The sequence below is a fragment of the Streptomyces sp. NPDC102274 genome, assembly GCF_044766385.1.
GTDB lineage: Bacteria > Actinomycetota > Actinomycetes > Streptomycetales > Streptomycetaceae > Streptomyces.
The window spans coordinates 22505-48380 of sequence record NZ_JBIWLW010000012.1; the positions used below are offsets into that span (position 1 = coordinate 22505).

Genomic DNA, 25876 nt, shown 5'->3' on the forward strand with positions numbered 1-25876 from the left:
TCCGCGTAGGAGTGCAGGGCCCAATGCATCAGGGCAGCTGCAACCAGGACGTCGGAACACCGTGTCCCGCGCCGCTCGCCACGCTCGTCCGTCCGGTGCGGACCCGACCTGTGAGGCTGTTGATCTGTGACCCCCTGCTGGTGAACCGGGTCGCCGGAAAGCTGTCGGGAACGGCGCGTGTGCTGCGATGCCCGGCCGGCCTGGACGCCGCGGTCGTCGACCGCCAGCAGCTCGCTTCGCGCCGCCGCACACTCAGCCCACCACCTGTCGATATCGCCCCAATCGCGAATAAATCGCACATATCGTTCGGTTAGTCTATGCGGTGTGCCACACCCCGGCGACCGAATTCCTGGTGTCGTCGCGACCACCGCCATCCGATGAATGCCGCCCTGCCGGCAGTGCGGTGTTCTGTCCAGGGGTGTCTGTTGAGCCGGCACGGAGCGCGGAAGCCGCGCACCAGCTGGCGGTACCGGTCCCCCGAGGTCATTGCAGCGGTGACCCATCCGCGCGCGTGCCGCAGAGCCTATGGGTAAGAACCGCGCGACATGCGAGGACCTGGTGCAATGCGGCGGCCAGCAGGGCGCCGACCATCGGAGCGAGCAGATAGATCCACAGAAAGTCCAGATGACCGGAGACAAGTGCCGGGCCGAATTGGCGGGCAGGGTTGATGCAACCCCCGGTGATCGGCCCGAGCAGGGTAATGCCCAGGCCGACGAGGAGTCCGACCACACCAGGCACCAATGGAGCCAATCTCGGCACCGACAAAAACCAGCCGACGAGCAGCACGATGACGGCCATGGAAGCCGCCTCCGCCGGAAAGAGGGCCAAGCTCGACCAGCCCGGGGCGGGGCGCAGCGCGGCGTCGCTCACCGGAGGGTTGTCGATCACCCCGCCCCACACACTACGGGCAACCAGCACGCCGAGGACCGAGCCGGCCAGTTGGGCCAGGATGTACGGCACCACCGACACACCGGGAAAGACCCGGAAGCGCCACATGGTCAGTGTGATCGCGGGGTTGATGTGGCCTCCGGAGACCCTGCCGACCGGACTGACGATCAGCCCCCAGAGAAGCACCCCCACTGCCACACCGACGATGAGCAGTTGCACTTCAACCGGCGGGATTGCCGAGGAGATGGGCGAGGGGCCCACCACCCATCGCACGATGGTGGTCACTCCGAACAGCAGGACCAGGGCCAGCAAGAGCTCCAGGAGGCTGTTCCGGAGGATCACGGACGGTGAGGTCGCCCGTGCGGGGGCGGCGGACGCCCGGCTGCGGGCACGGAAGAAGTAGTGCATGGGACTTGTCTCAGCCGACTCGATAAATGTCCAGTCATTCTAGTGCTTCGCTTCGGTGGACGAAATTTCCCGTGCGGAGGCCGAGGCGTTTGCACGGGGTCACCGGGCTGGGGTGCGGCGGGGGATGCCTTCGCTGGTGGCGAAGTAGAAAAGAGGCAGGAAGAGGAACACCGCGAGCGCGATGCCAGGGGTGATCGCCCAGCCGAGTCCCCCGCCGAGGAGATAGGCGGCGACGCCCACGGCGGAGCGGACGAGCCCATGCGGGACGTATTGGGCCTCGACGGTGGGGGTGAGGAGGCGGGGCCGACGGGTGAGCTGGACGTAGATCCACACCCAGGCGGCGCACATGGCGGCGGCGACGAGCGCGTAGAGCGCGACGGCGGTGCGTACGTCGGCGCCGGTGATCGGCTCTTGCAGCGCGTCGGACAGCACGCGGGTGGGGAAGGGAAGTGCGGCGGTGGTGAACAGCAACACGAGGTTGGATACGTGCAGCCCACGATCCACAGCACGGATGCGGGTGAATGCCTGGTGGTGGTTGAGCCAGATCACCGCGATGTAGGCGAAGGAGGTCAGATAGCCCAGATAGACCGGCCACTCATGCAGCAGTGCGGACAGCAGCCCGCCGTCCCGGTGGGCGGGAGTGGCCATTTCCAGGGCGAGGATGGTGATGGCCACGGCGAAGACCCCGTCACTGAACGCCTCCACCCGGCCGGTGTCGGTGGTCTGGAAGGCACCGCGTGCGTCAGGGCGTTCCGTCGCGGCGGGATCGGGGGACGGGGCGGGATCGGTGGCCATCTGGCCTCCTGTCGGGCTCGTCATGCGCGGGGGGGTGCTGCACCGGGGTGGACGTCCGCCCCCTGCGGGGCTGCGGCGCCGATGCCCAGGGGCCCGACAGTGAGGGCGCCTACCGCACGGGGACAAGGCGGTCGCCTCGTCCGTCCTGTCCTAGTATGGAGAGGTGGCAGCGTATGGAGAGGTGGCAGCGCAGGCGGGCCCGGCATGACCGGCGAAGTACGCGCGGTCCCGGTGGAGCGGGACCTGGCGTATGCGACCCACGACGGAACTGAACTGTCCCTCGACATCTACCGCGCCGCCCAGCCGGACGCAACAGTCGTGGTCTACGCACACGGCGGCGGCTGGACCAGGAGCGACAAGCGCGCCGACGGTGAGGGACGACTGGCCCCACTCGCCGCACACGGTGTGACGGTGGTGTCCGTCGACTACAGCCTGGCACCGCATGCGGTGTTCCCGCAGCAGCTGCACGAGCTCAAGGGGGCCGTGCGGTGGCTGCGCGCCCAAGGGCCTCGCCTCGGGCTCGACACCGCGCGACTGGGTGTCTGGGGGGCCTCCGCGGGGGCCTACCTGGGGTCCCTGCTGGCGCTGTCCGAGGGAGACAGCGCGCTGGAGGGCGCGGTCGGCGGAAACCTCGGGCGCTCCAGCGCGGTGCAGGCCGCGGTGCACTGGTTCGGCCAGTCGGATCTGGCCGCGTCGGCGGCGCGCACCGCCATTGAAGCGAAGCTCCTGCCCTTCCTGTTCGAGGCGGACCTGCTGGCCACGGACGACCCCCTGGAACTGACCGAGCGGGCGCGGGGGTTCAGCCTGGTGTCGCGAGCCTCGCCGCAGGCGCCGCCGTTCCTCATCGCCCACGGGGACCGCGACAAGATTGTCTCTCCGTCGGAGGGCCTCGCTCTCCACCACGCACTCGGCCGGGCCGGTGTGCGGAGCCACTTCGAACTTCTGTCCGGAGCCGGGCACGAGGATCCGGCGTTCAACAGCCCCACCATGCTCGCGACCACCGCCGCGTGGATGCGCGCGGTCCTGGGCTGACTGCCCGGCGTCTCCTCGCTGATACGCCTGGGACGACGGCCGGTGCCGAAGTCGGCTCCGGTACCGGTGGGAAAGGGGCTTCCTCCCGGTTCACGGCCGGGCGGCGGCGCGGGTGCGAGCCAGCAGGAGCGCGATGTCGTCGTCGGAACGCTGCCCGTTCGTCATCCGGTCGGTCACCTCGACGCAGAGGTCCTCCAGCGTGGTCCGCGGGAGGGTGAGCGCGGCCCGCAGCCGGTCCAGCCCGTGATCGATGCTCTCCTCGCGCGTTTCGACCAGCCCATCGGTGTACAGCGCGATCACACTGCCCTCGGCCACTTCCACCTCGACCGACTCGTAGGACCCCAACCCGACGCCGAGGGGCACCCCGGTCGGGACATCGGCGAACTCGACACCGCCCTCGGGCGAGACGATCGCCGGCGGCAGGTGCCCCGCGCTCGCTATGGTGCACCGCCGGGATGCCGGGTTGTACACCGCGTATACGCAGGTGGCCCCCACGCCGGCCGCGATCGGCTCGTCGTCGTCCTGGTCGCGCTCCAGTTCGTCGACGAGCTCGTCCAGACGCGCGAGCAACGCGTCGGGCGGCAATTCCAGATTGGTGAGTGTGTGGATCGCGGTGCGGATGCGCCCCATGGTCGCCGCCGCGTGGATGCCGTGACCGACGACATCTCCGACCACCAGCCCGACGCGACCGCCGGAGAGCGGGAAGACGTCGTACCAATCGCCGCCGACACCACTGCGGGAGTCTGCGGGCAGGTAGCGTGACGCCACCTCGACCGCGGCACCGCCGCGCAGCCTGTGGGGCAGCAGATCACGTTGCAGGGCGAGGGCGGCCGTGTGCTCGCGGCGGTAGCGTGACGCGTGGTCGAGGCTGACCGCGGCGCGTGCCGCCAGCCCCTCGGCCAAGGCCAGGTCGGCTTCGGCGAAGGGCACCGGGTTCGTTGTGCGCACGAAGACCGCCACGCCGAGCAGCATCCCGTGGACCCGCAGAGGAACGACCATCAGCGAATGCATCCCCGTCGCGTGGATCACCCGGGCCCGATCGGGGTCCTTGTCGAGCCACCCTCCGGGGGATGTGTCGAGGAGCGGTTCGAAGTGGGACGCGCCGGAAAGGAGGACGGCCGTAAATGGGGACCGCGGGGGGACATAGACCGGTTCACCCCGCAGCCAGAGGGACTCGGGCAGACCGGGGCGGACGGACGCGGCCGCGGCTCGATAGAAAGCGGGGAAGCTGGTGTCGGTCGCTTCGAGGCGGTCAAGGGGCTCGTCGTCAGGGGTGAAGGTGTCGGCCAGGTCGACTGTGACGTAGTCCGCGACGGCAGGCACCGCGGCGTCCGCCATCTCCTGGGCGGTGATCATGACGTCCAGCGTGGTGCCGATCCGCGTACCCGCCTCAAGGAGCAGATTCCGTCGCCGCCACACCGCGGTGTCGCTGAGGTCCACGGCGATCAGGCATACGCCCGGTGCCACGCCTGTCGGGGCGTCGAGGCGGAAGAGGGAGAGCGAGAACACCCTCTCCCCGCGCCCGGTCGCCGCGGGCACCACCCATTCGAGGTTGCTCGACTGCGATGCGTCATCGAGGACCCGGCGCAGGGCGATCTCCAGCGCTTCGGGGCGGCCCGGGACGAGCAGTTCCTCGACCCGGCGCCCGAGGTGAGGCCCGTCGACCAGGAGGCCCATGCCGTCGGCTGCCTCGTTCTGCCAGTAGCAACACAGCTCCCGGTCCCAGACGATCACGCCCTGCGGAGCGTGCCCGAACAGTGTGCGCAGCACCGCCGGGCGCGGCCAGGCATCGGACGGTTCGACGGGACCGGCCTCCCACACCTGCCAGTCGCCTCTGGTGTCGACAGGCAGCGGGGAGACGCGGAGGTTGACCTTGTGGCCGCTGACGCCAGCACGTCGCCCGAGCTCGACCGGCCCCGACCAGTCGAGGGAGGCCTCATCGGGGCCTCCAAGCACCGGTACGTCCGGACCGGACAGCAATCCGTCGACGGGCCGTTCCAGTATCTCGTCGGCCGGACTGCCCCACAGGCGTTCGGCGGCCTCGGTCCAGAGCGCCACGGTCCCGTCGGGTCTGATCAGGGCCACCAGCTCAGCCTGACCACTCACCTTCCGCACTCCTCGGTCCCCTCTGGTCATCGCTCGACGCCGCGGTTCCCGGCGTCGGCTCCCTCCGTGCGCGAGCCCTCGTCCCCCACCCACCATCGCCCACTCACTACCGCCAATGCACCTGAATGGGTCGAACATGCCATTTTTCGCTCAAAAGGTAAATTAAATATGTTCAATGCATGTAAGAGGACCTGCGCGGACCGACACCGGCACACGGACGGCGCCCGGTGACCGCCTGCTACGGCTACGGCTACGGCTACGGCTACGGCTACGGCTACGGCTACGGAGGAAGGTTTCACCCGATCTTGGGGCGAGGCCGCCGGCCGACGTACACCGCCTCCTTGAATGAGTGTCTCCCGCCTCCGGCGGGTGGGCCGGAGACGGGAGACACCGCCTTACTCGGCGGTCAGGAACTCGTCCATGGACAGGGGACGGTTCACAATGCGGATGTCACCGACGTTGCCGTGGAAGACGACGTCGATGGCGCCCGCGTACTCGTGGCCGCCCACCAGCCAGGGCAACCCGAGCGAGGTGAGACCGACCGACACCCGGTTCGGGTTGTCGACGACCGGAGCACCTTCGACGTACAACTTCGTGAGACGGCCGTCGTTGACCACCGCCAGGTGCCACCACTTGAGCTCCACCATGCCGTGACCCCAGTTGGTCGTCGGGTAGGTGTCGTTCAGCGGGTAGTGGTTGAACTGCGCCTCGCGGCCGTTGTTCGTGATGGCGAACTGTGCCACGGGCTCATTCGGGTCGGTGTTCTTGCCGTGCTTGCCTGCGGCCCCGGCCGAACCCCGGCGGCTGAGTATCGACGCGTTGCCGTTGTTGGCGGAGTTCCAGTCCAGCGGCATCATCACGAACGTCTCGATCGTGTACCCGGTTTTGAACGTCTCGGTGTTCAGCGGAGCCTTCGCCCCGGTGGTCAGGTACGTGCCGTGGACCGGGTTCCTGCCACCGACGAACTTCAGGCTGGCGTGCCCGGGCTGGTCGGGGTGGTGGTCGTCGGACCAGGTCAGCGCGTCCGCGGCCGTGCCTGGCACGGTCACCACGGACAGGTCGTTGCCCTTGCCGGACAGGTCGCGGACCGTCTGGCCCACGGTGAGCGGAGTGCCGGGCGCGCCCTGCCCGTCGAAACGCCAGTACGCCAGCGTGCCTTTCACCAGCTCCTTGCCGGCCGGCCGGGCGGGCCGGACCGGAACCGGGATGAAGCTGGAGAACCGCTGCTTGAAGTCGACCGGGATCGAGAAGTCGTCGACCGGGCCGGTGATCCGGGCGTGCTCGGCCGCCAGCTCGGAACGGGACTCCGGCTCCTGAGCCATGATCCATGGGTTGATCGTCTCGACGTCGATCGTGTTGCGGACAAGGTCGAAGTGGTACAGCCGGATCATGCCGCCACCGCCGAAGTAGCGGTTCTGGTAGTTCGTGATGTGCATGTACACGTCGTTGCCGGCGGCGTTCTTCTTGGTCGTACGCCCGGGAGGCCAGTAATGGCCGTTGAGGGTCAAGAAGATCTGGTCATTGTCGTTGATCAGTTTGTCCCAGACCGTCTGGCCGTAATCGGAGAGCACGGCATTGTTCTCCGGGTCGCCGGACTCGTACGGGAAAACGTTGTCATCGTACGGCGAAGCGACGATGTCGTGCGACGTGACGATCACCGGCGTCTTCGGGTGGGCCTTGATGACATCGCTGGCCCACGCGAAGCCCTGGTCGGTGGTCCGCCAGTCCAGGGCCAGCACGAGCCACGAGCGGCCGGCCGCATGGAAGATGTGCGCGGTGTTGTAGCCGGTCGGGTCCGACCCGGCGAACGTCTTCGAGTGCTTGAACCGCTGCGGGCCCATGGTCTGCAGGTACGGCGTGTCGCCACGGCTGTCGTCGCCGGTCACGTCGTGGTTGCCGGCCAGCACGCTGTATGCGGCACCGTGGGAGTCCAACAGGGCGAACGCCTTGTCGACCTCCTTGAACGACGACGGGTCGGCGTCCTGCGTCAGGTCACCGAGGTGCGCCATGAACACGATGTTGTCGTCGGCGTTCCCGCTGTTGTTGATGATGTAGCGGAACGATTCCTCCTGCGGCGTCCGGTTGACGCTGTCCTGGCTGCCCCAGTACAGGAACTGGGTGTCCGGCATGACCGCGAGGGTGAACTGGAGCGCGGTGGAATCCGGCCTCCACGTGCCGGTCTTGCCACTCTTGGTGGCGTCCGCGGCGAACGCGGGCGTCTCGCCGAGCGGGGAGGGACCTACTCCTACGGCCGCCGCTCCACCGGCCAACGCCGCGTTGCGCAGAAAACCACGCCGACTCTGACCGGTCGGCTCTTGTGATGGGTTGTCATCATGAATGGACATATGGGCTCTTTCCCGGTTGTTAGTTCAAACGGCAACGACATTACTCAGAAGCGACCCAAGCCGGGCAGACATGAGATGACAAATAGAGATTCAGTATCTGTCCAAGATTAAAAGCTCACGTCGAATGGTGGTCAGAAGCTGATCTTGATGAGCGGACAGCAACCAAAAAGAAGTCATGGCATAGCTGGCAGTGGTCAGGTCGGTGTCAGTTCTGGCAGGTTGTCGTGACAAGTTGGGGCAGGCGCCGGTCCAGACCGCGAGGAGTAACCCCAGTTCGCGGACGACCCGGTAAAGGCTCAGGCCGTCGGGGGCCCGGTCGGCTCGGCGGCATCACCGCTTCCACACTGCGGGCCGACAATTTCGCGCGGCAACAGCGAAGTGCCTCAGCCACAGGCGACGGTGAACGGCTGTGACCAGTGGGCGAAGGCGGTGGCCGACAACGGGGTGGAAGCGCGTCGGCGTTGCTCCGAGGGGACCCTGACCCGATGTCCGCCGGCGACCGGAGCTCTCACCCGGCGCGGCCGAGCTACGCGACCGGTTCGCCCCCGACTTCCATCACACACTCTGGGTGAAGCCAGTACCGAAGCGGTAGAACCTACGCCAGCGCGACGAGACATCCGTCCACGAGGCCTTCTGACGCCCCGCCAGGGTGATGGGGGGGTTCGTGAAGCACCCGATCGGATGCGTCGAGCCGGTCATGGAGACGGATGTCGAAGCAGGGCTGTGGGCCACTGAACCGGAGTCTCTGCTGTTGCGGCTGCGCAAGCGATTCGGGCGCGCAGAGCCGCGGCAGGGGATGCGGGACTACGTGCGCGGGCCGCTCCACCCGGTCGGCCGGAAGAACAGCCGGCGGTGCATCGGCAGGCGCACGCCCGGCTGGCTCAACGGGCGTCTTGGCGCAGCCGCCTGACATCCGGCGCGGCTTCTGAGAAGATAGGCAGTCGACAGAGGCGAGGCTGGTATGGACCCGATATTTTTAGCGGCGGGGACGGCACTGGTGAGCGCGATGGCCACGGATTCCTGGCAGCAGATCCGGGACGCCGTAGTGGGGTGGTGGCGCGGGAAGGACGCGGCGGACGCCGAAGTCGTCGGTGCCCAGCTCGACGAGGTCAGGCCGCAGATCCTGGCGGCACGACAAGCGGGCGACGCGGACAGCGAGGAGGCGCTGGCGGAAGTCTGGCGGTTTCGGCTTCAGCGGGTGCAGCGCGACCGGCCGGAGATGGCCGCCGAACTACGAAGCCTGCTCGATGAGCAGCTGCTCCCCGCCCTGCCGGATGTCGAACGGACCCAGGTGGGCTCGCTGATGATGAAGGCCACGGCATCCGGTAGCGCCCGGGTGTACCAGGCAGGCCGCGATCAGCACATCAACGAGCGTTGAGCGCTGAAATCGACCCGCCACGGGACGATGGACGGGACAGTTCCCCCCAGCTGCGTGCCGAGGCATCCGGCCAGTCCCGGATTTTTCAGGCCGCCGGAGACCAGGTCATCGCGGAGCAGGGCGACGTTCACCTGCACTACCTGGACGGCGTGCGCGAGACCCGGCAGGCATACGCGGGGACGGCCGCACCCCAAGACTGCCCCTACCCCGGACTGGCGGCGTTCGAGCAGGACGACGCCCGGTGGTTCTTCGGCCGTGACTCCCTGATCGCGGATGTGCTGGCCGCCGTGGATGAACGGCGCAACGGCGGCGGCCCGCTGGTGATCGTCGCCCCCTCGGGTGCCGGCAAGTCCTCGCTCCTGCGAGCCGGTGTGCTGTCGGGGCTCGAACGCGGCATGGTACCCGGCTCGGACCGGTGGCTGAGGCTGCTGTTCACCCCCACCGCTCGTCCGCTCGTGGCCTTGGCCGGGCGACTGGCCGAGGTCACCGGTGTCGATACGGCGCGCGCCGAGGCCGCCGTGAGCGCAGGTCCCGCCGCCTGTGCCGACCTGCTGTGTGAAGCCTCTCCCCGCCGACTCCTGATCGTGGTCGACCAGCTTGAGGAACTGTTCACGCTGTGCGAGAGCGAACGGGAGCGGCGCACCTTCCTTGACGTGCTGCACTCGATGGCGGACGGCCCGGCGCCCCCGGCGCTGGTCGTCTACGGCCTCCGGTCGGACTTCTACACCCGCTGCGCCGACTATCCGCAGCTGCGATCGGCATTGCAGAATCGGCAGATCGTCGTCGGCCCGCTGTCGGAGACCGGCGTTCGCGAGGCGATCATCTTCCCCGCTCGGGAGGTCGGCCTGACGATCGAGCCCGGACTCGTCGAACTGCTCCTGGCAGATCTGGGCGACCCCGTCTATGAGGCCGGGCGGCTGCCTTTGCTGGCCCACGCACTGCGCACGACCTGGCAGCAGCGACACGGCAGCACATTGACGGTCGACGGCTACCGGGCCACCGGTGGCATCCGGCACGCGGTTGCCACCAGCGCGGAGCGGATCTACTCCAGCTTGGACCCGCCCGTCCAGCAGGCCGCACAGACCATGTTCCTGCGCTTGGTCAGGATAGGTGACAACGCCGACGGCACGGACGACACCCGCCGCCGCCTCTCTGTGGCCGACGACCTGCCCGCCGCCGCTCTGGACGTGTTCACCGCCGGTCGCCTACTGACCCGTGAACACGACACCGTCAGCATCACCCATGAGGTTCTGATCCACGCCTGGCCCCGTCTGCGTACCTGGATCGAAACGGACCGGGAGGACCGCCTGGTCCGCCAGCGCCTCGAAGAGGCGGCAGCCGCCTGGGAGAGCAGCGATCGCGACCCGGACATGCTGCACCGCGGCAACCAGCTCGACGCGGCGCGCCGTTGGGCTGGCCACACCAGCGCGGTCGCCGCCGCCTTCCTCGCGGCCTCTCTCCAACGGTCCCGTCGCAGCGCCCTGGTGGCCCGCGCCGTAATCGCCACCCTGACCGCGCTCGCGCTGATCGCCGGCGCCGCCGCCATCGTCGCCTTCGTGCAACGCGGCACCGCCGAGACCGAACGCGACACCGCCCGCTTCCGGCAGCTCATGGCCACGGCCGAGGAACTCCGCAGCGGCAATCCGTCTCTGGCAGCGCAATTCGACCTCGCGGCCTACCGGGCGAGCCCGGACAACCCCGACGCGTACACCCGGCTGCTCAACGACGCCAATGCCACACTGTCGACTCCGCTCACCGGATTCCCGGATCCGGTGTCCAAGGTGGCATTCAGCCCGAGCGGCCGCACGCTGGCCGCTGTCGGCGGCAACGGAGCGGTCCGCTTATGGGACACCAGCGATCCGAAGCGCCCCGTATCACTCGGTGACCCGCTGCCCGGACACAGCAAAGGCATCATGACACTGGCGTTCAGCTCGAACAGCGAGAAACTGGTCGCCACCGGCGCTGAGGGGACGGCCTGGCTGTGGGACATCACCGAACCGGCCCACCCGGAACTCCTCGGCGTCCCGTTCAAGGGACATTCCAGTGCTGTGGGCATCGTGGTGTTCAGCCCGAACGGCGACGTACTGGCGACTGCCGACGACCGGACGATCCAGCTCTGGGACGTGAACGCTCCCGGCGGCCCCAAGCCTGTCGGCGGCCCGCTGACCGGGCACAGCGACTCCATCGGTTCAGCGGTGTTCACCTCGGACGGCAACACGCTGGTCACCGGAAGCCATGACGGCACAGTGCGGTTGTGGGACACCAGCGAGCCGGCCGACGCGGCTCAGTTGGGCCGGCCTCTGGGCGGAGACGACCACTTCTTCAGCTGGCTGCGCCAGGACGGCGGGACCCTGGCTGTCCCTGACAACGCCGGGAACGTCTGGCTGTGGGACATCACCGAGCCCTCCCATCCGAAGCAACTGGGCAAACCCCTGCCGGGTCACGGCAAGGCCGCGCAGTCGTTGACCTTCAATCCGGACGGCGACATTCTCGCCGTTGCCGGGGACGACCTCACTGTCCGTCTGTGGGACATCACAAATCCCACCCAGCCGAAACTCCGGGGCAACCCTCTGCCCGGTGCCGCTCTGTCCAGTGGCGAACTGCCCAACGAGTTATGGGGATACGGACATGAGCTGGTGTTCAGTCCGGACGGCAAGACGCTGGCGGTAGGCGGCAACGACGGAACGGTCCGTCTGTGGAACGTCGCGATACCGGACCAGATCACCCCACTCGGCAACGCCCTGACCGGACACACCGACGACATCCGGTCCATGGCCTTCAATCCTGACGGCACCACACTGGCCACCGGCAGTTCGGACACCACAGTTCGGTTGTGGAGTATCCCCGATCCTGAGTTCACCGGAGACGACGGGTTCGAAGGCTCCGTTGTGTTCAGCCCCGACGGAAAGACATTGGCTGCCCCCTACTCCGGAGCCAACTCTAAGGTGCCGATGTGGAACGTCAGTGATCCGGCGGCGCCTGAACCGTTGGACAACGAACTGCCCGGCTACACCGAGGACGTCGGCTCGGTACTCTTCAGCCCGGACGGAACCACGCTCGCCGCCGCAACCTATGAGGCGACAGTGCAGTTGTGGAACGCCCGTGACCCCAAACGTCCGAACCTCATCGGTGACGCCCTGACCGGTCACGCCGACCTCATTCACGACATGGCATTCAGTCCTGACGGCACCACGCTCGCCACAAGTGACAGCGAGACGGTGCGCCTGTGGAACACCATTGACCCAGCCCACCCCATGCCTCTGGGTGAGATCGTCGCCGTAGAACAATCGGCCTCGGTCCGTGACCTGTCCCTCAGCCCTGACGGCGCCACCCTCGCCGTAGCCACCGAAAAGGCGTGGGACTCTCGGGTACAGCTGTGGGACATCAGCGACCCGGCCCACCCTGAGGACATGGGCAGCCCCACTGCATTGGACGACTCCACACCGGGCCGCTCCGACGGCATCGCCAAGATAATGATCACCGGCAGCTCGCTGGTGACCGGCTCCCTCGACGGGACGGTGCGGCTGTGGGACATCAGCGACCCGGCCCACCCGCAAGCGCTGAGCGACCCTCTCACCGGCCACGCGGACGCGGTGATGTCCATGGCTCTCAGTCCGGACAGCCACACACTGGCCACCAGCGGCGTGGACCACACGGTGCGGCTGTGGGACATCAGCGACCCGGCCCGGCCCTCGGCACGCGGTGAACCCCTGACCGGCCACGCCGGCCCGGTGACATCGGTGGCGTTCAGCCCCGACGGCACCTCCCTCGCCAGCGGCAGCAGAGACGGGACGATCCGACTGTGGATGACGGACGCCGATCGAGCCATCGATCGGATCTGTGACACCGTCCAAGGCGCCCTCACTCGCGGGGAATGGAAAAAGCATCTGCCCGAGCTTGCCTATCAGCCACCGTGTGAATGAGTAGCATTCCGATCCCCCACCAATGCGAATCGCGAGAGACGCGAACTCGCGACGTTGTGATCTCAGATCCCGACGTGGCGGGCTGCCGCCTTCCGGTGGGCCTGGCCGTCCAACGGTCATCTTGACGGGCGCTTCGCGGCCTGCCACGAGGGCGATCGATATCTCAGGCGTGACGACAGGTCTTCAGATCCCCCCTGGAACAGCGACAGCGCCGGCGGCGAGGTGCCCGGTTCTTGTGTTCCAAAGAGGAGAGCAGCCAGCGCAGACGCTCCACTGCCGGCGACGCGGAAGCCATCTTGTGTGACGGTGCGTGACATGCCGCTTTCGGCGTAATGGGTGGGTTGGACTGTTTGGTGACGTCACTCTTTGAGAGTTGATCACGGTCGTGTCAGAAGGCACAGATCGCGTGAACGGCTGTATGAGCGAACCCGTCGGGACAAGCGCCAGGACCTTGATATGTCCGGACGGGCTCTGTCCCGGAAGCCGCCGACGACCCACGCGACGACGAAGGGCACGAACGCATGACTCCCATCAAGACCGCGGATACCACCGGCGGGCAGGTGCCGCCGGCCAGAGTCCCGCTGCGGGACGATGTGGAGAACGCGCTGATCAACGAGCCGAAGAACCACGCCTGTGGGCAGGAGGGCCGCCCCCTCGTTCCGGCCGGCGACAGCGGTACGGGCAAGAGCCACCTGCTGATCGGTGCCGGTGCGGCGATCGCCGAAGCGGGGCTGACGGTCCGCGACACCACTACCTCGGCCCTGGTGAACGAGCTCGCCGGGGCGGACCCCGTCCGGCGCATGTCCCGTGTCATCGGCCGCTACAGCAAGGCCGACCTGTTGTGTCCGGACGAGTTCGGCTACCTGAACCTGGACCAGAAGGACGCCAAGCCGCTGTTCCGGATTCCCACGGAGCGGGAGGAACGCAGGGCCACCGCCGTGGCCTCTCGCTCCCGGCTCAGCAAGTGGGACAAAACCTTCACCGACGCCCGCCTCCGCGCGGTGATCGCCGACCGGCTCACCCTCAAGGCAACCCTGATCCAGACCGGAGCCGATTCCTACCGGCTCAAGGCCACCGAAACCGAACACCAGGTGACCAGGCGCCGGTGATGGCGAGAAAGCAGCGAAAGCCCCAGGATCTGCCGCGTCTGCGCCTCGGCGCGGAGCTGGAGCGGATCGCGGAGCAGCTCACGTCGCTGGCCCGGGCCCAGGACCGGTTGCACGACCTGTATGAGGCAGTCCTCGGCCGGGACGTGGACCTGCCCGTTCTGCTGCGGCTGATCGTTGAGACCGCGATGGAGCTGGTCGGTGCCCGCTACGGCGCCCTGGGCGTGCTCAACGAAAGCGGCGAATATCTCGCACAGTTCATCCCGGTGGGCCTGTCGGAGCAGGAGAGGGCCGACCTGGCCGGGGTGAATTTCCCCCGGGGCCGCGGCCTGCTGGGATATCTGACCGCGCACCCCGAACCGCTGCGCGTCGACAACGTCCCCGGCCACCCCGACTCGGCGGGCTTCCCGCCCGGCCACCCACCGATGCGTACCCTGCTCGGTGCCACGGTCAGCATCCGAGGCAAAACCTACGGACAGCTGTATGTCTCCGAGCGACGCGACGGCCGGCCCTTCGACTCACACGATGAAGACATGATCGTCGCGCTGGCCGGCGCCGCGGGCCTGGCCATTGACGACGCCCGCCTCTACGAGCAAACCCGCCTCGACGCCGAGCAGTTCCAACGCCTGCTGCTGCCGCGCCTACCCGACGTGCGGCCCTTCGACGCCGCCGCCGTCTACCGCCCCGCCATCACCCCTGGTCACCTCGGTGGAGACTGGTACGACGCTCTGCTCGTCCCCGACCAGGCCTGCGCCGCCGTCATCGGCGACGTCACAGGCCACGACCTGCAGGCCGCCGCCGCAATGGCCCAGATCCGCAACATGCTGCGCGCCCTGCTCTTCGACCAGCGCACACCACCCAGCGCCGTCCTCACCCACCTCGATCGATCCCTCCAGGCGATCACCGACAACCCCCTCACCACCGCATGCCTCGCCCGCATCGAACCCGGAGCACCGGGAAGCTGGAGGCTGCGCTGGAGCACCGCAGGTCACCCCCCGCCACTGCTGCTCACCCCGGACCGCCGAACCCGCTACCTCAATGCCGACCCTGACCTGCCCCTCGGTGTGGACACCACCCGGCCACGCCACGACCACGCGCACCCGGTACCAGCAGGCGCAACCGTGATCTTCTTCACCGACGGGCTCATCGAACACCACGGCCACACCCTCGATGTCGGCCTGGAACGACTTGCCGCCCTCGTCATCGAGCACGCCGGCCTTCCTCTGCAGGAATTCGTGCAAGCCCTGGCCGACCATCACCCCAGCGATGGCCACGACGACATGGCCGTCCTCGCCCTGCGTACTCCGCCCGCCTGACCCTCAAGGCGTTCGGGCGGGCACACAAAAGACCGGGCCCCCTTCGGCTGTCTGTGCGATGCGCCCACCATGAGGGGGTCGTGGTTCACATTCACCTGCCGGCTCAGTCGCAGACCTGGTCCGTCCTGCTGCCCGGCGGGGCCAGAGACTTCTCCCCCGACGAGAGGCCGCGCCCCGCCACCGCGCACAGTTTCTCCAGCCATCGCTCCGGGTCGAGTTCGAGGATGTAGCCGTCCGACCCGTCGACCAGACCCATGAACGCCCCGTCCTCGGTCAGATCGGCGGTCGTGCCGTACCCCGGTGTGAAGTGGTAGCGCTCGGTGCCGCTGCGCACATCCCAGGTGGTGTACTCGTTCAGCGTGCTCTGGGTGCTCAGGGTGGACTCCGAGGCGAAGGCTCCGAGCCATTGGACACCCCGGTACGCCAGCGGCTCGAGCCACTTGTCCTCGCCCTCCTTGTCCATGTCCCACACCCGAACGCCGCCGTCGTAGGTCAACACCGCGAGGAGCCGTCCCGTCGGATCGAAGCCCAACTGCTTGACGGCGCCGAACTCCTTGACGTCGATCGAATCGACTTCCCGCCCTTCTTCGAAGTCCCAGATCACGATGTCGTAGTCCCCGGCGGGTGTGCGCACCGCCGCCTCCCCGTGACCCGGGCGTGCCACCGCCCAGGTGCCGGCGGCCGCGAACGAGACCTCGACCGACTCCTGAGCCCTGGGCCGGTAGGCCGTGCCCTCTTCCCGGCCCTGCGCCAGGTCCCATCGCACGACGTACGACAACGCCGAAATCACCACATGGTCGGGGCCGTCGAAGGTGATGTTGACCCACGCCGGCGTGCGCCCGGAGCGCGGGTCCGGGCCTGTGGGGTCGATGTTCGGCGGACGTGGCAGATCGATCCGGTCCAGCTCTTTCAGCGTGCCCCCGCCCACCTCCCAGACCAGGACGGTACGGCCGTCCTCCGCCGGCGTGAGGACCCGTGTGCCGTCCGGGCTGTACGCGCTGTACTGGGCGGCCAGCGGACGGGACGGCCGCACCGCCGCCAGCAGCCTGTGCGTACGCAGGTCCCACAGGCGCAGCGCCTTGCCGTCGGCGTCGACGCTGATGACGCGGTTGTGGTCGGCGTCCACCGTCCTGATCCGGGCGGTGAGCATGGCGCTGTCGAACGTGGACGGCTTCGGAACACCCACCACCATCACCGTCGCCCCGACGCCGACCACGGCCCGGAGCTTCTCGGGCGGCCCGGTGAGCGCCACGGCGGGCAGTTGCGAGCTGCCGGTGAACGACTCGTCCTCCTGTGCGGGCGCGGGCAGGTCAAGGGTGCCGGGGCGCCCCTCGACCAGGTCGAGGACCAGGAACCGGAACCTGCCGAGAGAGGTACCGAAGCGCTGCGCCGGGTTGATGAGGAAGCGACCGGTCCGGTCCAGGCGCGGCACGTACAGCGGGCAGACCAGGCCCAGTTGCCGCGTGCTGTACTGATTGCGCACTTTCGGACTGCCGGTCAGGTCCCAGGACTGCAGGAGCCCTTCCGGAGTGCACCGCACCAGCGTCCGGCCGTCGCCGCTCACCGTGACGGTACCGGTCCGGTCCGTTCCCCATGTCGCCGAGTCCCGTTGGCCGTTGGCGAGGTTCCAGCGAACCAGGCGGCCCTCGGCTCCTTCGGCCGCGCCTTCCTGGGTGATCCGGCCGATCACTGTTCCCTCCGGACCGAACCACGCCTCGGCCGTCTCCCATCCCTTCGGTGCGCTCAGCGTCTTGCCCACGCGCCGGCCGCTCTCGGACTCCCAGGCCAGGACCCCTTCGCCGGGCAGTGCGGCGAGCACTCTGCTCCCGGTGCCGTCGAAGCGGAGGTCGGTGGCGGCGCGAGCGTTCTCCCGTACGGCGTCACCGTCCCGCAGGACCACCGTGCGCCAGTCGCCCTCGCCTTCCGGAGGGATTCCCAGGGACACCGTCCCGTTGACGGACGCCCGCGCCGAGATGCGTCCGTCGGGCGAGAGCGTGACGATCCTTGATCCTGTCGGCAGGCCGCGCTCGTGCACCTTGTCCGTGCCGAGCGTCAGACCGACGCCGTCGCCGGAGGTCATGCCCACGTTGATGCGCTCGCCGTCCTCGCTCATCGCGACATCACGGACCGGAGCGTGGTTGTCCCACACCACCCGCTCCACGTGGCGCAGCCGCAGATACTGCCTGATCAACGCGGTGCGGGCCTCCGGCTCCTGAGCGGTCCGATAGGCCGCCCCCGAGTACAGCGCCGACGTCACCACCGACACGTCGTCGAGCTGCTCGGCCCGTACCGCCAATTGCTCGGACGCCGCCCGCCGCAGTTGCCCGTCCAGCTCCCCGTTGCGCCACAAGAAGAGACCGGAGGCGACTACCGCGAGCACCGTCAGGACGGCGAGGCCGCCGATGAACCACCGCTTCTGCCGCACCCGCCGCCGGGCACGCTCCTCCCGTGCCACCCGCCTCTCGACCGAGCGGTCAATGAACTGCCGCTCCGCGTCGGTCAGTTCGGGACCCCGAAGCGCCACCCACTGTTCCGCCTCCGCGAGCGGCTCACCCTCCAGGAGCTGCCCACGCTCCACGTCGTGCCGCAGCTCCGCCCGCCAGGCCAGGAACTTCCGGTCCTGCCGCACCCGCGCCTCAAGCCGCTCCCAGGCGCCGATCAGCGCCTCGTGGGCGAGTTCGACGGTCACCGCTTCCCCGTCACCGCCGCGCAGTACGAGCAGCCGCCGCTCGGCGAGCGCGGTCGCGATCCGCCACCGCTCCGCGCCCGCCTCCTCCCGGCTCAGGGCATTGCGTATCGAGGCCTCGCCGCCCGGCAGAAACCGGACGAGATCGGTGAGCAGCCGCATGGCCTCGGTCTCGTCGGCCTCGCGGACGCACTGCAGCCAGACGGTCTCGGCGTACCTTCCCAACGCGCCCTGGACGCCGCCGACTTCACGATACGTCTCGAATCTCAGCCGCCCCGCGGCCTGTCCGTCCCACAGCTGCGCCATGACGAAGCCCAGCAGCGGCAGCGCGCCGGGGCCGTCGCCCGCGTCGTCGAGCATCCGCTCCACGAGCCCGTCGTCGTACGTCACGGCGGGCGTCGCCTCAAGGGGGCTGCGGATCACCCGCTCCAACTGCGCGCGCGACATCGGGGCGAGCAGCCGCACCTGGCCGCGGCCGAGTGCCGGGCCGAGCAGCGGATGGTTGAGGGCCGCGTCCGTGAAATCCGACCTGAGGGTGACACACACCCGCAGTCCGTCGGGCTGGTGCGCGGGAAACAGCAGCCGGACGGCCTCCTCGACCTCGCGGTCCGGTCCGGCGAGCAGCTCTTCGCCTTGATCGAGCAGCACGAGCAGGCGCCGCTCCCACTCCCCTCCGGTCATGCGCAGGGCGTCCATGAGACCGCGCTCCGCGAGGAGATCCTCCAGCCGGCGCACCTCCTGAGCCCGTTCGGCTCCGCGCAGTCCGGGACGTACGGCCGTGACGAGCTCCGAGGCGAGCGCCGCCCGCAGGGAGGCGCCCTCCCCGGAGCGCACCACCAGGACGGCATGGCCTCGTTCACGCATCCGCGGCACCACGCCTGCGCGGGCGAGCGAGGACTTGCCGCAGCCGGAGGGGCCGACGAGGGTGACACACGGGTGGGAGCCGAGGAGCAGGGCGGTGACGTCGGCGATGTCGTCCCGACGCCCGAAGTAGACGTCCGCGTCGGCCTCTTGGAAGGTGGACAGGCCGCGGTACGGTGACGCGGGGCGGACCACGGGTGCCAGTTCGGGCAGTTCTGCGACGAGCGTGCGGGTGGGTATCAGAAAGCTCTGCGGGACCCCGCCGGGCTGGATCACGACGACCATACCGGCCACGGCCCGCAGCTGTTCGTCCCAGACCGGGCTGCCGCTGAACCCCTGCTCGACGGGTACGCCGTGCGGATCTGCCTGCGAGAGCTGGACCCAGCCCTCCGCGGTGCCGCCGCGCAGCCGTCCGTAGTGCCAGACGCCGCCCGGGGAGCGGCGCGGGAAGCCCGGCACGCGTACGTCGTGGCCCCACACCCGCTCGGTGTCGGCCATGTTCAGCGGGCGGGTCCCGGGTATCGCCGCGGGCAGCCGGAGGACCGCGATATCGCCGGTCTGGTCCGCCCGTACCGGCACCCAGCGCTCGACCTCCGCCGCGCTGCCGCCCTCGGCGAAGGGCAGGTCGACGAAGACCTCGGTGCCCGCGGCGATCTCGTCCTCGCGAGGCCGGCCAAGGGCGTCGTTCACCACATGGGCGCAGGTCAACACCAGTTCGGGGGCGACGAGAAAGCCGGCTCCCGCGAGTTCGCCGCCGGGGCCCATGACCCGGACCACGGCAGCGGCCAGTGCTTCTTCGGGACTCCGTGACCCGGTCCCCGTGCCCGTCCCCGCAGCCGTCACTCCGACCTCCGCGCTACCGCGACCCCTTGGGTCAACTCTTAGAGAGAGTATCCCCGTTGATGTCACCGCGGGCACTTCTGTTCCAGGTCGGAGTGACTGCGGGATGGGCCGCTGTGGCGGTGCCGGCGAAGCGACCTCCACCTCGGCGGACAGGGAGACGCCGGCCCAGGGGACCGCTCGGCCCGCGCCATCCGCAACCGCTCCAGAGCCCCGGAGAGCGGGCGGCGCCCCTTGAACCTGCCGGCCTCTCCCCTACCGTCCCGCCGTCTGCCACACCGTTTTCGTCTCCAGGAACGGTGTGATCCGGGTGAGTCCCGGCAGCGCTGCCCAGTCGGGAGAGGGATCCGGGCGCAGTACGCGGGTGAGGGTGGCCGCCGCCGCGGTTTCCAGCTCTGTCGCGAGGTCGCCCGCCCCGGCCAGGTCGATGGCGTTGACGTCGGCGTGCGCGGCGAGGGTGGGGGCCAGGTCCGCTGTGCGGCCTGTCAGGATGTTGACGACTCCGCCGGGCAGGTCGGAGGTGGCGAGCGCCTCGGCGAGGACGAGGGCGGGCAGCGGGGCGCGCTCGCTCGCGACCACCACGGCGGTGTTGCCGGCGGCGATCACCGGGGCGAGGACCGCGACCAGCCCGAGCAGCGGCGCGTCCTGCGGGGCGAGGACGGCGACGACACCGGTGGGTTCGGGAGCGGAGTTGTTGTCGTAAGGACCCGAGACCGGGTTCCCCGTGCCCAGCACCTGGGCGATCTTGTCGGTCCAGCCCGCGTAGTAGACCCAGCGGTCGATGGCGGCCGACACCAGCTCCCGCGCCCTCGCGCGGGCGACGCCCCGCGCGTCCACGGTCTCCTGGACGAAGTGCTCGCGGCGGCCCTCCATCATCTCGGCGATCCGGTAGAGGATCTGGCCCCGGTTGTACGCGGTACGGGCGGCCCACGGCCCGAACGCCTTGCGGGCCGCGACGACCGCGTCCCGCGCGTCCTTGCGGGAGGCCAGCGCGGCGTGGCCGAGGTGGTCGCCGTCGGCTGAGGTCACGGGGATGCTCCTGCCCGACTCGGAACGGGGGAAGGCGCCTCCCACGTAGAGCTTGTAGGTCTTGTGGACCGGCAGCCGGGCGGGTACGGGTACGGAAGCGCGCGCGGGTGCCCGGTCGGGGGTGGTGGCCGATTCAGCCATTGAGGTATGCCTCCAGTCCGTGCCGTCCGCCTTCGCGCCCGTAACCGGACTCGCGGTAGCCGCCGAAGGGGCTGGCGGGGTCGAATTTGTTGAAGGTGTTGGACCAGATCACCCCGGCGCGCAGCCGGCCGGCCGTCCACAGCATGCGGCTGCCCTTCTCCGTCCAGATGCCGGCGGACAGCCCGTACGGGGTGTTGTTCGCCTTCTCGACGGCCTCCTCGGGGGTACGGAAGGTCAGCACGGAGAGCACGGGGCCGAAGATCTCCTCACGGGCGATCCGGTGCGCCTGGGTGATGCCGGTGAAGACGGTCGGGGCGAACCAGTAGCCGCGCGCGGGGAGTTCACAGGCCGGTGACCACTCCTCGCCGCCCTCTTCGCGTCCCGTTCTGGCGAGGTCCTGGATCCGGGCGAGCTGAGCGGCGGAGTTGACGGCGCCGATGTCGGTGTTCTTGTCCAGCGGATCGCCGAGCCGCAGCTTGGCCACGCGCTCCTTGAGCCGGTGGAGGACCTCCTCGGCGATGGATTCCTGGACCAGCAGCCGGGAGCCGGCACAGCACACATGCCCCTGGTTGAAGAAGATTCCGGTGACGATGCCTTCCACCGCCTGGTCGAGCGCGGCGTCGGCGTAGACGATGTTGGCGCCCTTGCCGCCGAGTTCGAGTGTGACGCGCTTGGCGGTGCCCGCGACGGTACGGGCGATCTCCCGGCCGATGCCGGTGGAGCCGGTGAAGGCCACCTTGTCCACACCGGGGTGGGCGACCAGGGCGCGCCCGGTGTCGCCCGCGCCGGTGACGATGTTGACGACGCCCGGCGGGAGTTCGGCCTCCTGGCAGATCTCCGCGAAGACCAGGGCGGTGAGCGGGGTGGTCTCGGCCGGCTTGAGGACCACGGTGTTCCCGGTCGCGAGGGCCGGGGCTATCTTCCAGGCGAGCATCAGCAGCGGGAAGTTCCACGGGATGACCTGGGCGGCGACACCGAGCGGCCGGGGGCTGGGCGAGCCCGGCACGGCGAAGGGCAGTTTGTCGGCCCAGCCGGCGTAGTAGAAGAAGTGGGCGGCGGCCAGCGGGATGTCGACGTCCCGGGTCTCCTTGATGGGCTTGCCGTTGTCGAGGGATTCCAGAACGGCCAGTTCGCGGGCGCGGTCCTGGATGATCCGGCTGATCCGGTAGAGGTATTTGCCGCGTTCCGAGGGGGTGGTACGGGACCACACGCCGTCGAAGGCGCGCCGGGCCGCCGCGACCGCGCGGTCCAGGTCCGCGTCGGTGGCCGCGGTCACCTCGGCGAGTGGCTGCTCGTCGGCGGGGTTGACGGTGGTCAGGGTCTTTTCGCCCGGCTCGGTGAACTCGCCGTCGATGAAGAGCCCGTAGGCGGACCGTAGGCGGACCGCTGCCCTCGACTCGGGTGCGGGCGCGTAGACGAGCGCGCCGGGGGCGGGGCGGGTGGTTTCTGACATGTGTGCCTGGTCCCTTTCAGTCCACGGAGTAGTAGTCGGGACCGGGGTACGTGCCGGTCGTCAGCTTCGCCCGCTGCATCAGCAGGTCGTTGAGGAGGCTGGAGGCGCCGATACGGAACCAGCGCGGGTCGAGCCAGTCGGCCCCGGCGATCTCGTTCACCAGCACGAGGTTGCGCAGGGCGTCCTTGGTGGTACGGATGCCACCGGCCGGCTTGACGCCGACCTGCCGGCCGGTCGCGGCGCGGAAGTCCCGTACCGCCTGGAGCATGACCAGGGTGACGGCGGGCGTGGCGGCGGGGGCGACCTTGCCGGTGGAGGTCTTGATGAAGTCGGCCCCGGCGTGCATGGCGAGCCAGGAGGCGCGGCGCACGTCGTCGTACCCCGCCAGCTCACCGGTTTCGAGAATGACCTTCAGATGTGCCGCCTCGCCGTCGGGACGGGCGCAGACTTCCTTGACGGCGACGATCTCCTCATACACCTTGCGGTAGTCCCCGGCCAGGAACGCTCCCCGGTCGATCACCATGTCGATCTCGGTGGCCCCGTCGGCGACAGCGGTCCGGGTGTCGAGGAGCCGGACCTCCAGCGGGGCGCGGCCCGCCGGGAAGGAGGTGGCCACGGAGGCGACGCCGACGGAGGTGCCCCGCAGGGCGTGTACGGCGACGGGCACGAGGTCGGGGTAGACGCAGACGGCGGCCACCGGCGGCACGCTCCGGTCGGCGGGGTCGGGCAGCTGCGCCTTCGTGGCCAGGGCCCGTACCTTGCCGGGGGTGTCGGCGCCCTCCAGCGTGGTCAGGTCGACCATCCGGATCGCGAGATCGATGGCGCGCGCCTTGGCGGTGGTCTTGACCGAGCGGGTGGCCAGATCGGCGACGCGGACGTGCACCCCCGCCTCGTCGACGCCGGGCAGGCCGTAGAGGAAGTCGCGGAGCGCGGCGTTGCCGGCGGCGAAGGCAGGCGCGGCGGATGGGACGGGGACGGTGGCGGCGTCAGGCACGGGAGCCTCGCTTCTCTATGAGCATGTTGAGGATGAGCGCGACCACGAGGATCAGTCCGGTGACGACCATCTGGAAAAAGGATCCGAGGCCCATCAGATTGCAGAGATTGCGCAGGACCGACAGCAGCAGTACGGCGACGAAGGTGCCCATCACCCCGCCGCGCCCGCCGAACAGATTGGTGCCGCCGAGGACGACCGCGGCGATGGCGTCGAGTTCGAGACCGTTGAACGCGGTGGGCTGGCCGATGGTGAGCCGCGAGGTCAGCAGTACCCCGGCCAGCGCGGAGAGCGCTCCGGAGATCGCGAAGACCGCGGTGATCACACCGCGCACCGGCAGACCGGAGAGGCGCGCGGCCTCCTTGTTGCTGCCGACCGCGTAGATGTACTCGCCGAAGGTGGTGCCGCGCAGGACCAGCCCGGCGGCGACGGCGACGGCCACGAAGATCAGGCCCACGATCGGTATGTAGCCGATGAACCCGCCGCCCAGCAGCTGGAAGGTGTGCGGGAGGTCGCCGCCGGCCGGCTCACCGTCGGTCAGCAGATAGGTCAGACCGCGCACGGCGGTCAGCCCGGCGAGCGTCGTCATGAACGCGGGCAGCGACAGATAGGCGGACAGCCCGCCCATGACGGCGCCGAACAGCGCGCCGGCGGCGAGGCTGATGGCGATCGCCAGCAGGAAGTTGATGTCCTTGTCGATCAGCAGCGCGACGGTCATCCCGCCGAACGCGGCCACACTGCCCACCGACAGATCGATCCCGGCGGTGAGGATGACCAGGGTCATCCCCACGGCGACGATCCCTGTCAGCGCCGACTGCTGGAGGAGGTTGGACATGTTGCGAGTGGTCAGGAACTCCGGCGCCAGCAGGCTCGCGACCACGCACAGCGCGAGGAAGACCAGCACCAGATTGAATTTGACGACGAGGTCGGCACCGCGCATGCGGGTGGATCCGGCCCCCGGACTCCGGTCGTCGGTGACCTGCTTCGGCTCGGCCGCCGTGGTGCGTGTGCTCATGATGGTGCTCCAGGGGGTGTCGCTCCGGTAGGTGTCGCGCCGGTGATGACGGTGTGCGCGATGGTGGTCTCGTCGGCGGTACGGGGGTCGAAGCAGGCCACGTTGCGGCCCTCGTGCAGTACCCAGATCCGGTCGGCGTTGGCGGTCAGCTCGCCCAGTTCACTGCTGGCGAGGAGGACGGCCACACCCTGATCGGCGAGTTGGCGGACCTGACGGTAGAGATCGGCCTTGGCTCCCACGTCCAGACCGCGGGTGGGTTCGTCGAGCAGCAGGACCCGGATCCCGCCCTTGGTGATCCACTTGGCCAGGACCACCTTCTGCTGATTGCCGCCGGACAACTTGCCCACCAGCTGGTCCGCCGAGGAGAAGCGGACCCCGAGATCCTTGAGCACCGGGGCGGCCAGCCGGCGGCCCAGCCGGCGGGGTGCGAGCCAGGGCCGCCGGCCGAGGGCGGTGACGGCGGCGTTGCGGCCGACCGACAGGCCCGGCATCAGCCCCTGCTCCTTACGGCTCTCCGGTACGAGTGCCAGCCCGGCCCGTACGGCGGCGGCGGGGCTGCTCAGCCGTACGGCGGCGCCGTCCAGCGTGACCGAGACCGTGGCTCCGGTGTCCCCGAACAGCGCCTTGAGCAGTGTGGTGCGGCCGGCCCCGCCGAGCCCGGCGAGTCCCACGATCTCGCCGGCCCGCACCTCGATCCCGGCGACATCGATCAGCCCCGGGCCGCGCACGGAGTGGATCTCCAGCAGGGGCGGCCCCTGCGGACGGGGCCGTTCGGTGGTTCCGGTGAGTTTCCCGGCCGTACCGATCATGTCGCCGACCAGTTCGTCGGCCGTGGTGGTGGCCAGCTCCCGCACGGCGACCGACCGGCCGTCGCGCATCACCGTGGCCCGGTCGCCGATCTCCATCACCTCGTCCAGCCGGTGCGAGATGTAGATGACGGAGCGGCCCTGCGCGGTGAGCGAGCGGATCACCTCGAACACCTTGCGCAGATCGCTCTCGCCGAGGGTGGCCGAGGGTTCGTCCATGACGATGACCCGCGCGTCGGCGGTCAGCGCCTTGGCGATGGCGGTCAACTGCTGTGCCGCGATGGGCAGATCACGTACGAGGGTGTGTACGGAGAACTCCCCGCCGACCCTGGCCACGGCGGCGCGGGCCAGCTCGGCGCGCTCCTTGCGGCGTACGAAGGGCCCGTACGAGGGCGCATGGCCGAGCAGCAGATTCTGAGCCACCGTCAGATCCGGTACGAGATCCAGCTCCTGGTAGATCACGGCGATCCCGGCGGCCATCCCCGCCTGCGGGCTGGTCAGTTCGACAGGCTCCCCGTCGAGCAGGATCTCGCCCTCGTCCGGCCGGTAGGAGCCGGCGAGGATCTTCATCAATGTGCTCTTGCCCGCGCCGTTCTCACCGAGCAGACAGTGGGTCTCCCCGGCGCGCACGATCAGTTCGGCACCGTTGTTGGCGAGGGTTCCGGGGAAGCGCTTGACGATGCCGCGCATGGACAGCCGCGGTGTCCCGCCCTCGGTGTCCCGATGGCTCATGGCTCCTCCTTTCCGGATGTCGGGG

At 69.3% G+C, this 25876-nt stretch carries 16 protein-coding genes; 6 read left to right on the top strand and 10 right to left on the bottom strand.

Annotated features, from left to right (window positions below; all coding sequences use genetic code 11):
• Positions 1-483: 483 nt before the first annotated feature.
• Entirely contained in the window at positions 484-1296 is an 813-nt protein-coding gene (locus ACIRQP_RS18280) for an MIP/aquaporin family protein (protein WP_403890724.1), read from the bottom strand.
• Between the two features lie 99 nt (positions 1297-1395).
• Positions 1396-2091 (bottom strand): TMEM175 family protein, encoded by a 696-nt coding sequence (locus tag ACIRQP_RS18285; protein WP_403890726.1) that lies wholly within the window; start codon positions 2089-2091, stop codon positions 1396-1398.
• Between the two features lie 204 nt (positions 2092-2295).
• Between ACIRQP_RS18285 and ACIRQP_RS18290 the strand changes: the two genes are divergently transcribed.
• Positions 2296-3123 carry an alpha/beta hydrolase fold domain-containing protein gene (locus ACIRQP_RS18290; protein ID WP_403890729.1) on the top strand — a complete coding sequence of 276 codons (828 nt, stop codon included), beginning with the start codon at positions 2296-2298 and terminating at the stop codon, positions 3121-3123.
• Positions 3124-3213: 90 nt separating this feature from the next.
• Here ACIRQP_RS18290 and ACIRQP_RS18295 read toward each other — a convergent pair whose 3' ends face one another.
• Positions 3214-5229, bottom strand: a complete 2016-nt coding sequence (locus ACIRQP_RS18295) for a SpoIIE family protein phosphatase (RefSeq protein WP_403890732.1) — start codon at positions 5227-5229, stop codon at positions 3214-3216.
• A gap of 395 nt (positions 5230-5624) precedes the next feature.
• The gene (locus ACIRQP_RS18300) at positions 5625-7574 is read right to left on the bottom strand and encodes a LamG-like jellyroll fold domain-containing protein (RefSeq protein WP_403890735.1); all 1950 of its coding nucleotides are present in this window, start codon (positions 7572-7574) and stop codon (positions 5625-5627) included.
• A 664-nt stretch (positions 7575-8238) separates the two neighbouring features.
• Here ACIRQP_RS18300 and ACIRQP_RS18305 point away from each other — a divergent pair.
• From ACIRQP_RS18305 to ACIRQP_RS18325, 5 genes are all read left to right on the top strand, one after another.
• Positions 8239-8484 (top strand): hypothetical protein, encoded by a 246-nt coding sequence (locus ACIRQP_RS18305; protein ID WP_403890738.1) that lies wholly within the window; start codon positions 8239-8241, stop codon positions 8482-8484.
• A 96-nt stretch (positions 8485-8580) separates the two neighbouring features.
• Positions 8581-8952: a hypothetical protein gene (locus tag ACIRQP_RS18310; RefSeq protein ID WP_403890741.1), complete on the top strand. Its 372-nt coding sequence runs from the start codon at positions 8581-8583 to the stop codon at positions 8950-8952.
• Positions 8949-12875, top strand: a complete 3927-nt coding sequence (locus tag ACIRQP_RS18315) for a hypothetical protein (protein WP_403890744.1) — start codon at positions 8949-8951, stop codon at positions 12873-12875. The genes ACIRQP_RS18310 and ACIRQP_RS18315 overlap by 4 nt, the downstream gene beginning before the upstream one ends.
• Before the next feature lie 521 nt (positions 12876-13396).
• Positions 13397-13984: an ATP-binding protein gene (locus ACIRQP_RS18320; protein WP_403890747.1), complete on the top strand. Its 588-nt coding sequence runs from the start codon at positions 13397-13399 to the stop codon at positions 13982-13984.
• Positions 13984-15297 carry a PP2C family protein-serine/threonine phosphatase gene (locus tag ACIRQP_RS18325; RefSeq protein ID WP_403890751.1) on the top strand — a complete coding sequence of 438 codons (1314 nt, stop codon included), beginning with the start codon at positions 13984-13986 and terminating at the stop codon, positions 15295-15297. Before ACIRQP_RS18320 ends, ACIRQP_RS18325 begins: the two co-directional genes overlap by 1 nt.
• 103 nt (positions 15298-15400) lie before the next feature.
• Here the strand turns inward: ACIRQP_RS18325 and ACIRQP_RS18330 are convergent, their stop codons facing one another.
• The 6 genes from ACIRQP_RS18330 to ACIRQP_RS18355 all read right to left on the bottom strand — a co-directional run bounded on the left by ACIRQP_RS18330 (position 15401) and on the right by ACIRQP_RS18355 (position 25851).
• Positions 15401-19687, bottom strand: a complete 4287-nt coding sequence (locus tag ACIRQP_RS18330) for a trypsin-like peptidase domain-containing protein (protein WP_403890754.1) — start codon at positions 19685-19687, stop codon at positions 15401-15403.
• 252 nt (positions 19688-19939) lie between these two features.
• Positions 19940-20854, bottom strand: coding sequence for an aldehyde dehydrogenase family protein (locus ACIRQP_RS18335; RefSeq protein ID WP_403890757.1), 915 nt, complete (start codon positions 20852-20854; stop codon positions 19940-19942).
• On the bottom strand, positions 20847-22307 hold the full coding sequence (locus ACIRQP_RS18340) for an aldehyde dehydrogenase family protein (RefSeq protein WP_403890759.1): 1461 nt from the start codon (positions 22305-22307) through the stop codon (positions 20847-20849). The genes ACIRQP_RS18335 and ACIRQP_RS18340 overlap by 8 nt, the downstream gene beginning before the upstream one ends.
• 16 nt (positions 22308-22323) lie before the next feature.
• Positions 22324-23301 carry a deoxyribose-phosphate aldolase gene (deoC, locus tag ACIRQP_RS18345; protein ID WP_403890762.1) on the bottom strand — a complete coding sequence of 326 codons (978 nt, stop codon included), beginning with the start codon at positions 23299-23301 and terminating at the stop codon, positions 22324-22326.
• Entirely contained in the window at positions 23294-24313 is a 1020-nt protein-coding gene (locus ACIRQP_RS18350; RefSeq protein ID WP_403890764.1) for an ABC transporter permease, read from the bottom strand. Before ACIRQP_RS18350 ends, deoC begins: the two co-directional genes overlap by 8 nt.
• The gene (locus tag ACIRQP_RS18355) at positions 24310-25851 is read right to left on the bottom strand and encodes a sugar ABC transporter ATP-binding protein (protein WP_403890767.1); all 1542 of its coding nucleotides are present in this window, start codon (positions 25849-25851) and stop codon (positions 24310-24312) included. Before ACIRQP_RS18355 ends, ACIRQP_RS18350 begins: the two co-directional genes overlap by 4 nt.
• Between the last annotated feature and the right edge of the window lie 25 nt (positions 25852-25876).

Bases quoted from the DNA above. Each gene is read 5' to 3' on its own strand.
- ACIRQP_RS18280 (WP_403890724.1), bottom strand. From the start codon at position 1,296: ATGCACTACTTCTTCCGTGCCCGCAGCCGGGCGTCCGCCGCCCCCGCA.
- ACIRQP_RS18285 (WP_403890726.1), bottom strand. From the start codon at position 2,091: ATGGCCACCGATCCCGCCCCGTCCCCCGATCCCGCCGCGACGGAACGC.
- ACIRQP_RS18290 (WP_403890729.1), top strand. From the start codon at position 2,296: ATGACCGGCGAAGTACGCGCGGTCCCGGTGGAGCGGGACCTGGCGTAT.
- ACIRQP_RS18300 (WP_403890735.1), bottom strand. From the start codon at position 7,574: ATGTCCATTCATGATGACAACCCATCACAAGAGCCGACCGGTCAGAGT.
- ACIRQP_RS18310 (WP_403890741.1), top strand. From the start codon at position 8,581: ATGGCCACGGATTCCTGGCAGCAGATCCGGGACGCCGTAGTGGGGTGG.
- ACIRQP_RS18320 (WP_403890747.1), top strand. From the start codon at position 13,397: ATGACTCCCATCAAGACCGCGGATACCACCGGCGGGCAGGTGCCGCCG.
- ACIRQP_RS18325 (WP_403890751.1), top strand. From the start codon at position 13,984: ATGGCGAGAAAGCAGCGAAAGCCCCAGGATCTGCCGCGTCTGCGCCTC.
- ACIRQP_RS18335 (WP_403890757.1), bottom strand. From the start codon at position 20,854: ATGGCTGAATCGGCCACCACCCCCGACCGGGCACCCGCGCGCGCTTCC.
- ACIRQP_RS18340 (WP_403890759.1), bottom strand. From the start codon at position 22,307: ATGTCAGAAACCACCCGCCCCGCCCCCGGCGCGCTCGTCTACGCGCCC.
- ACIRQP_RS18350 (WP_403890764.1), bottom strand. From the start codon at position 24,313: ATGAGCACACGCACCACGGCGGCCGAGCCGAAGCAGGTCACCGACGAC.
- ACIRQP_RS18355 (WP_403890767.1), bottom strand. From the start codon at position 25,851: ATGAGCCATCGGGACACCGAGGGCGGGACACCGCGGCTGTCCATGCGC.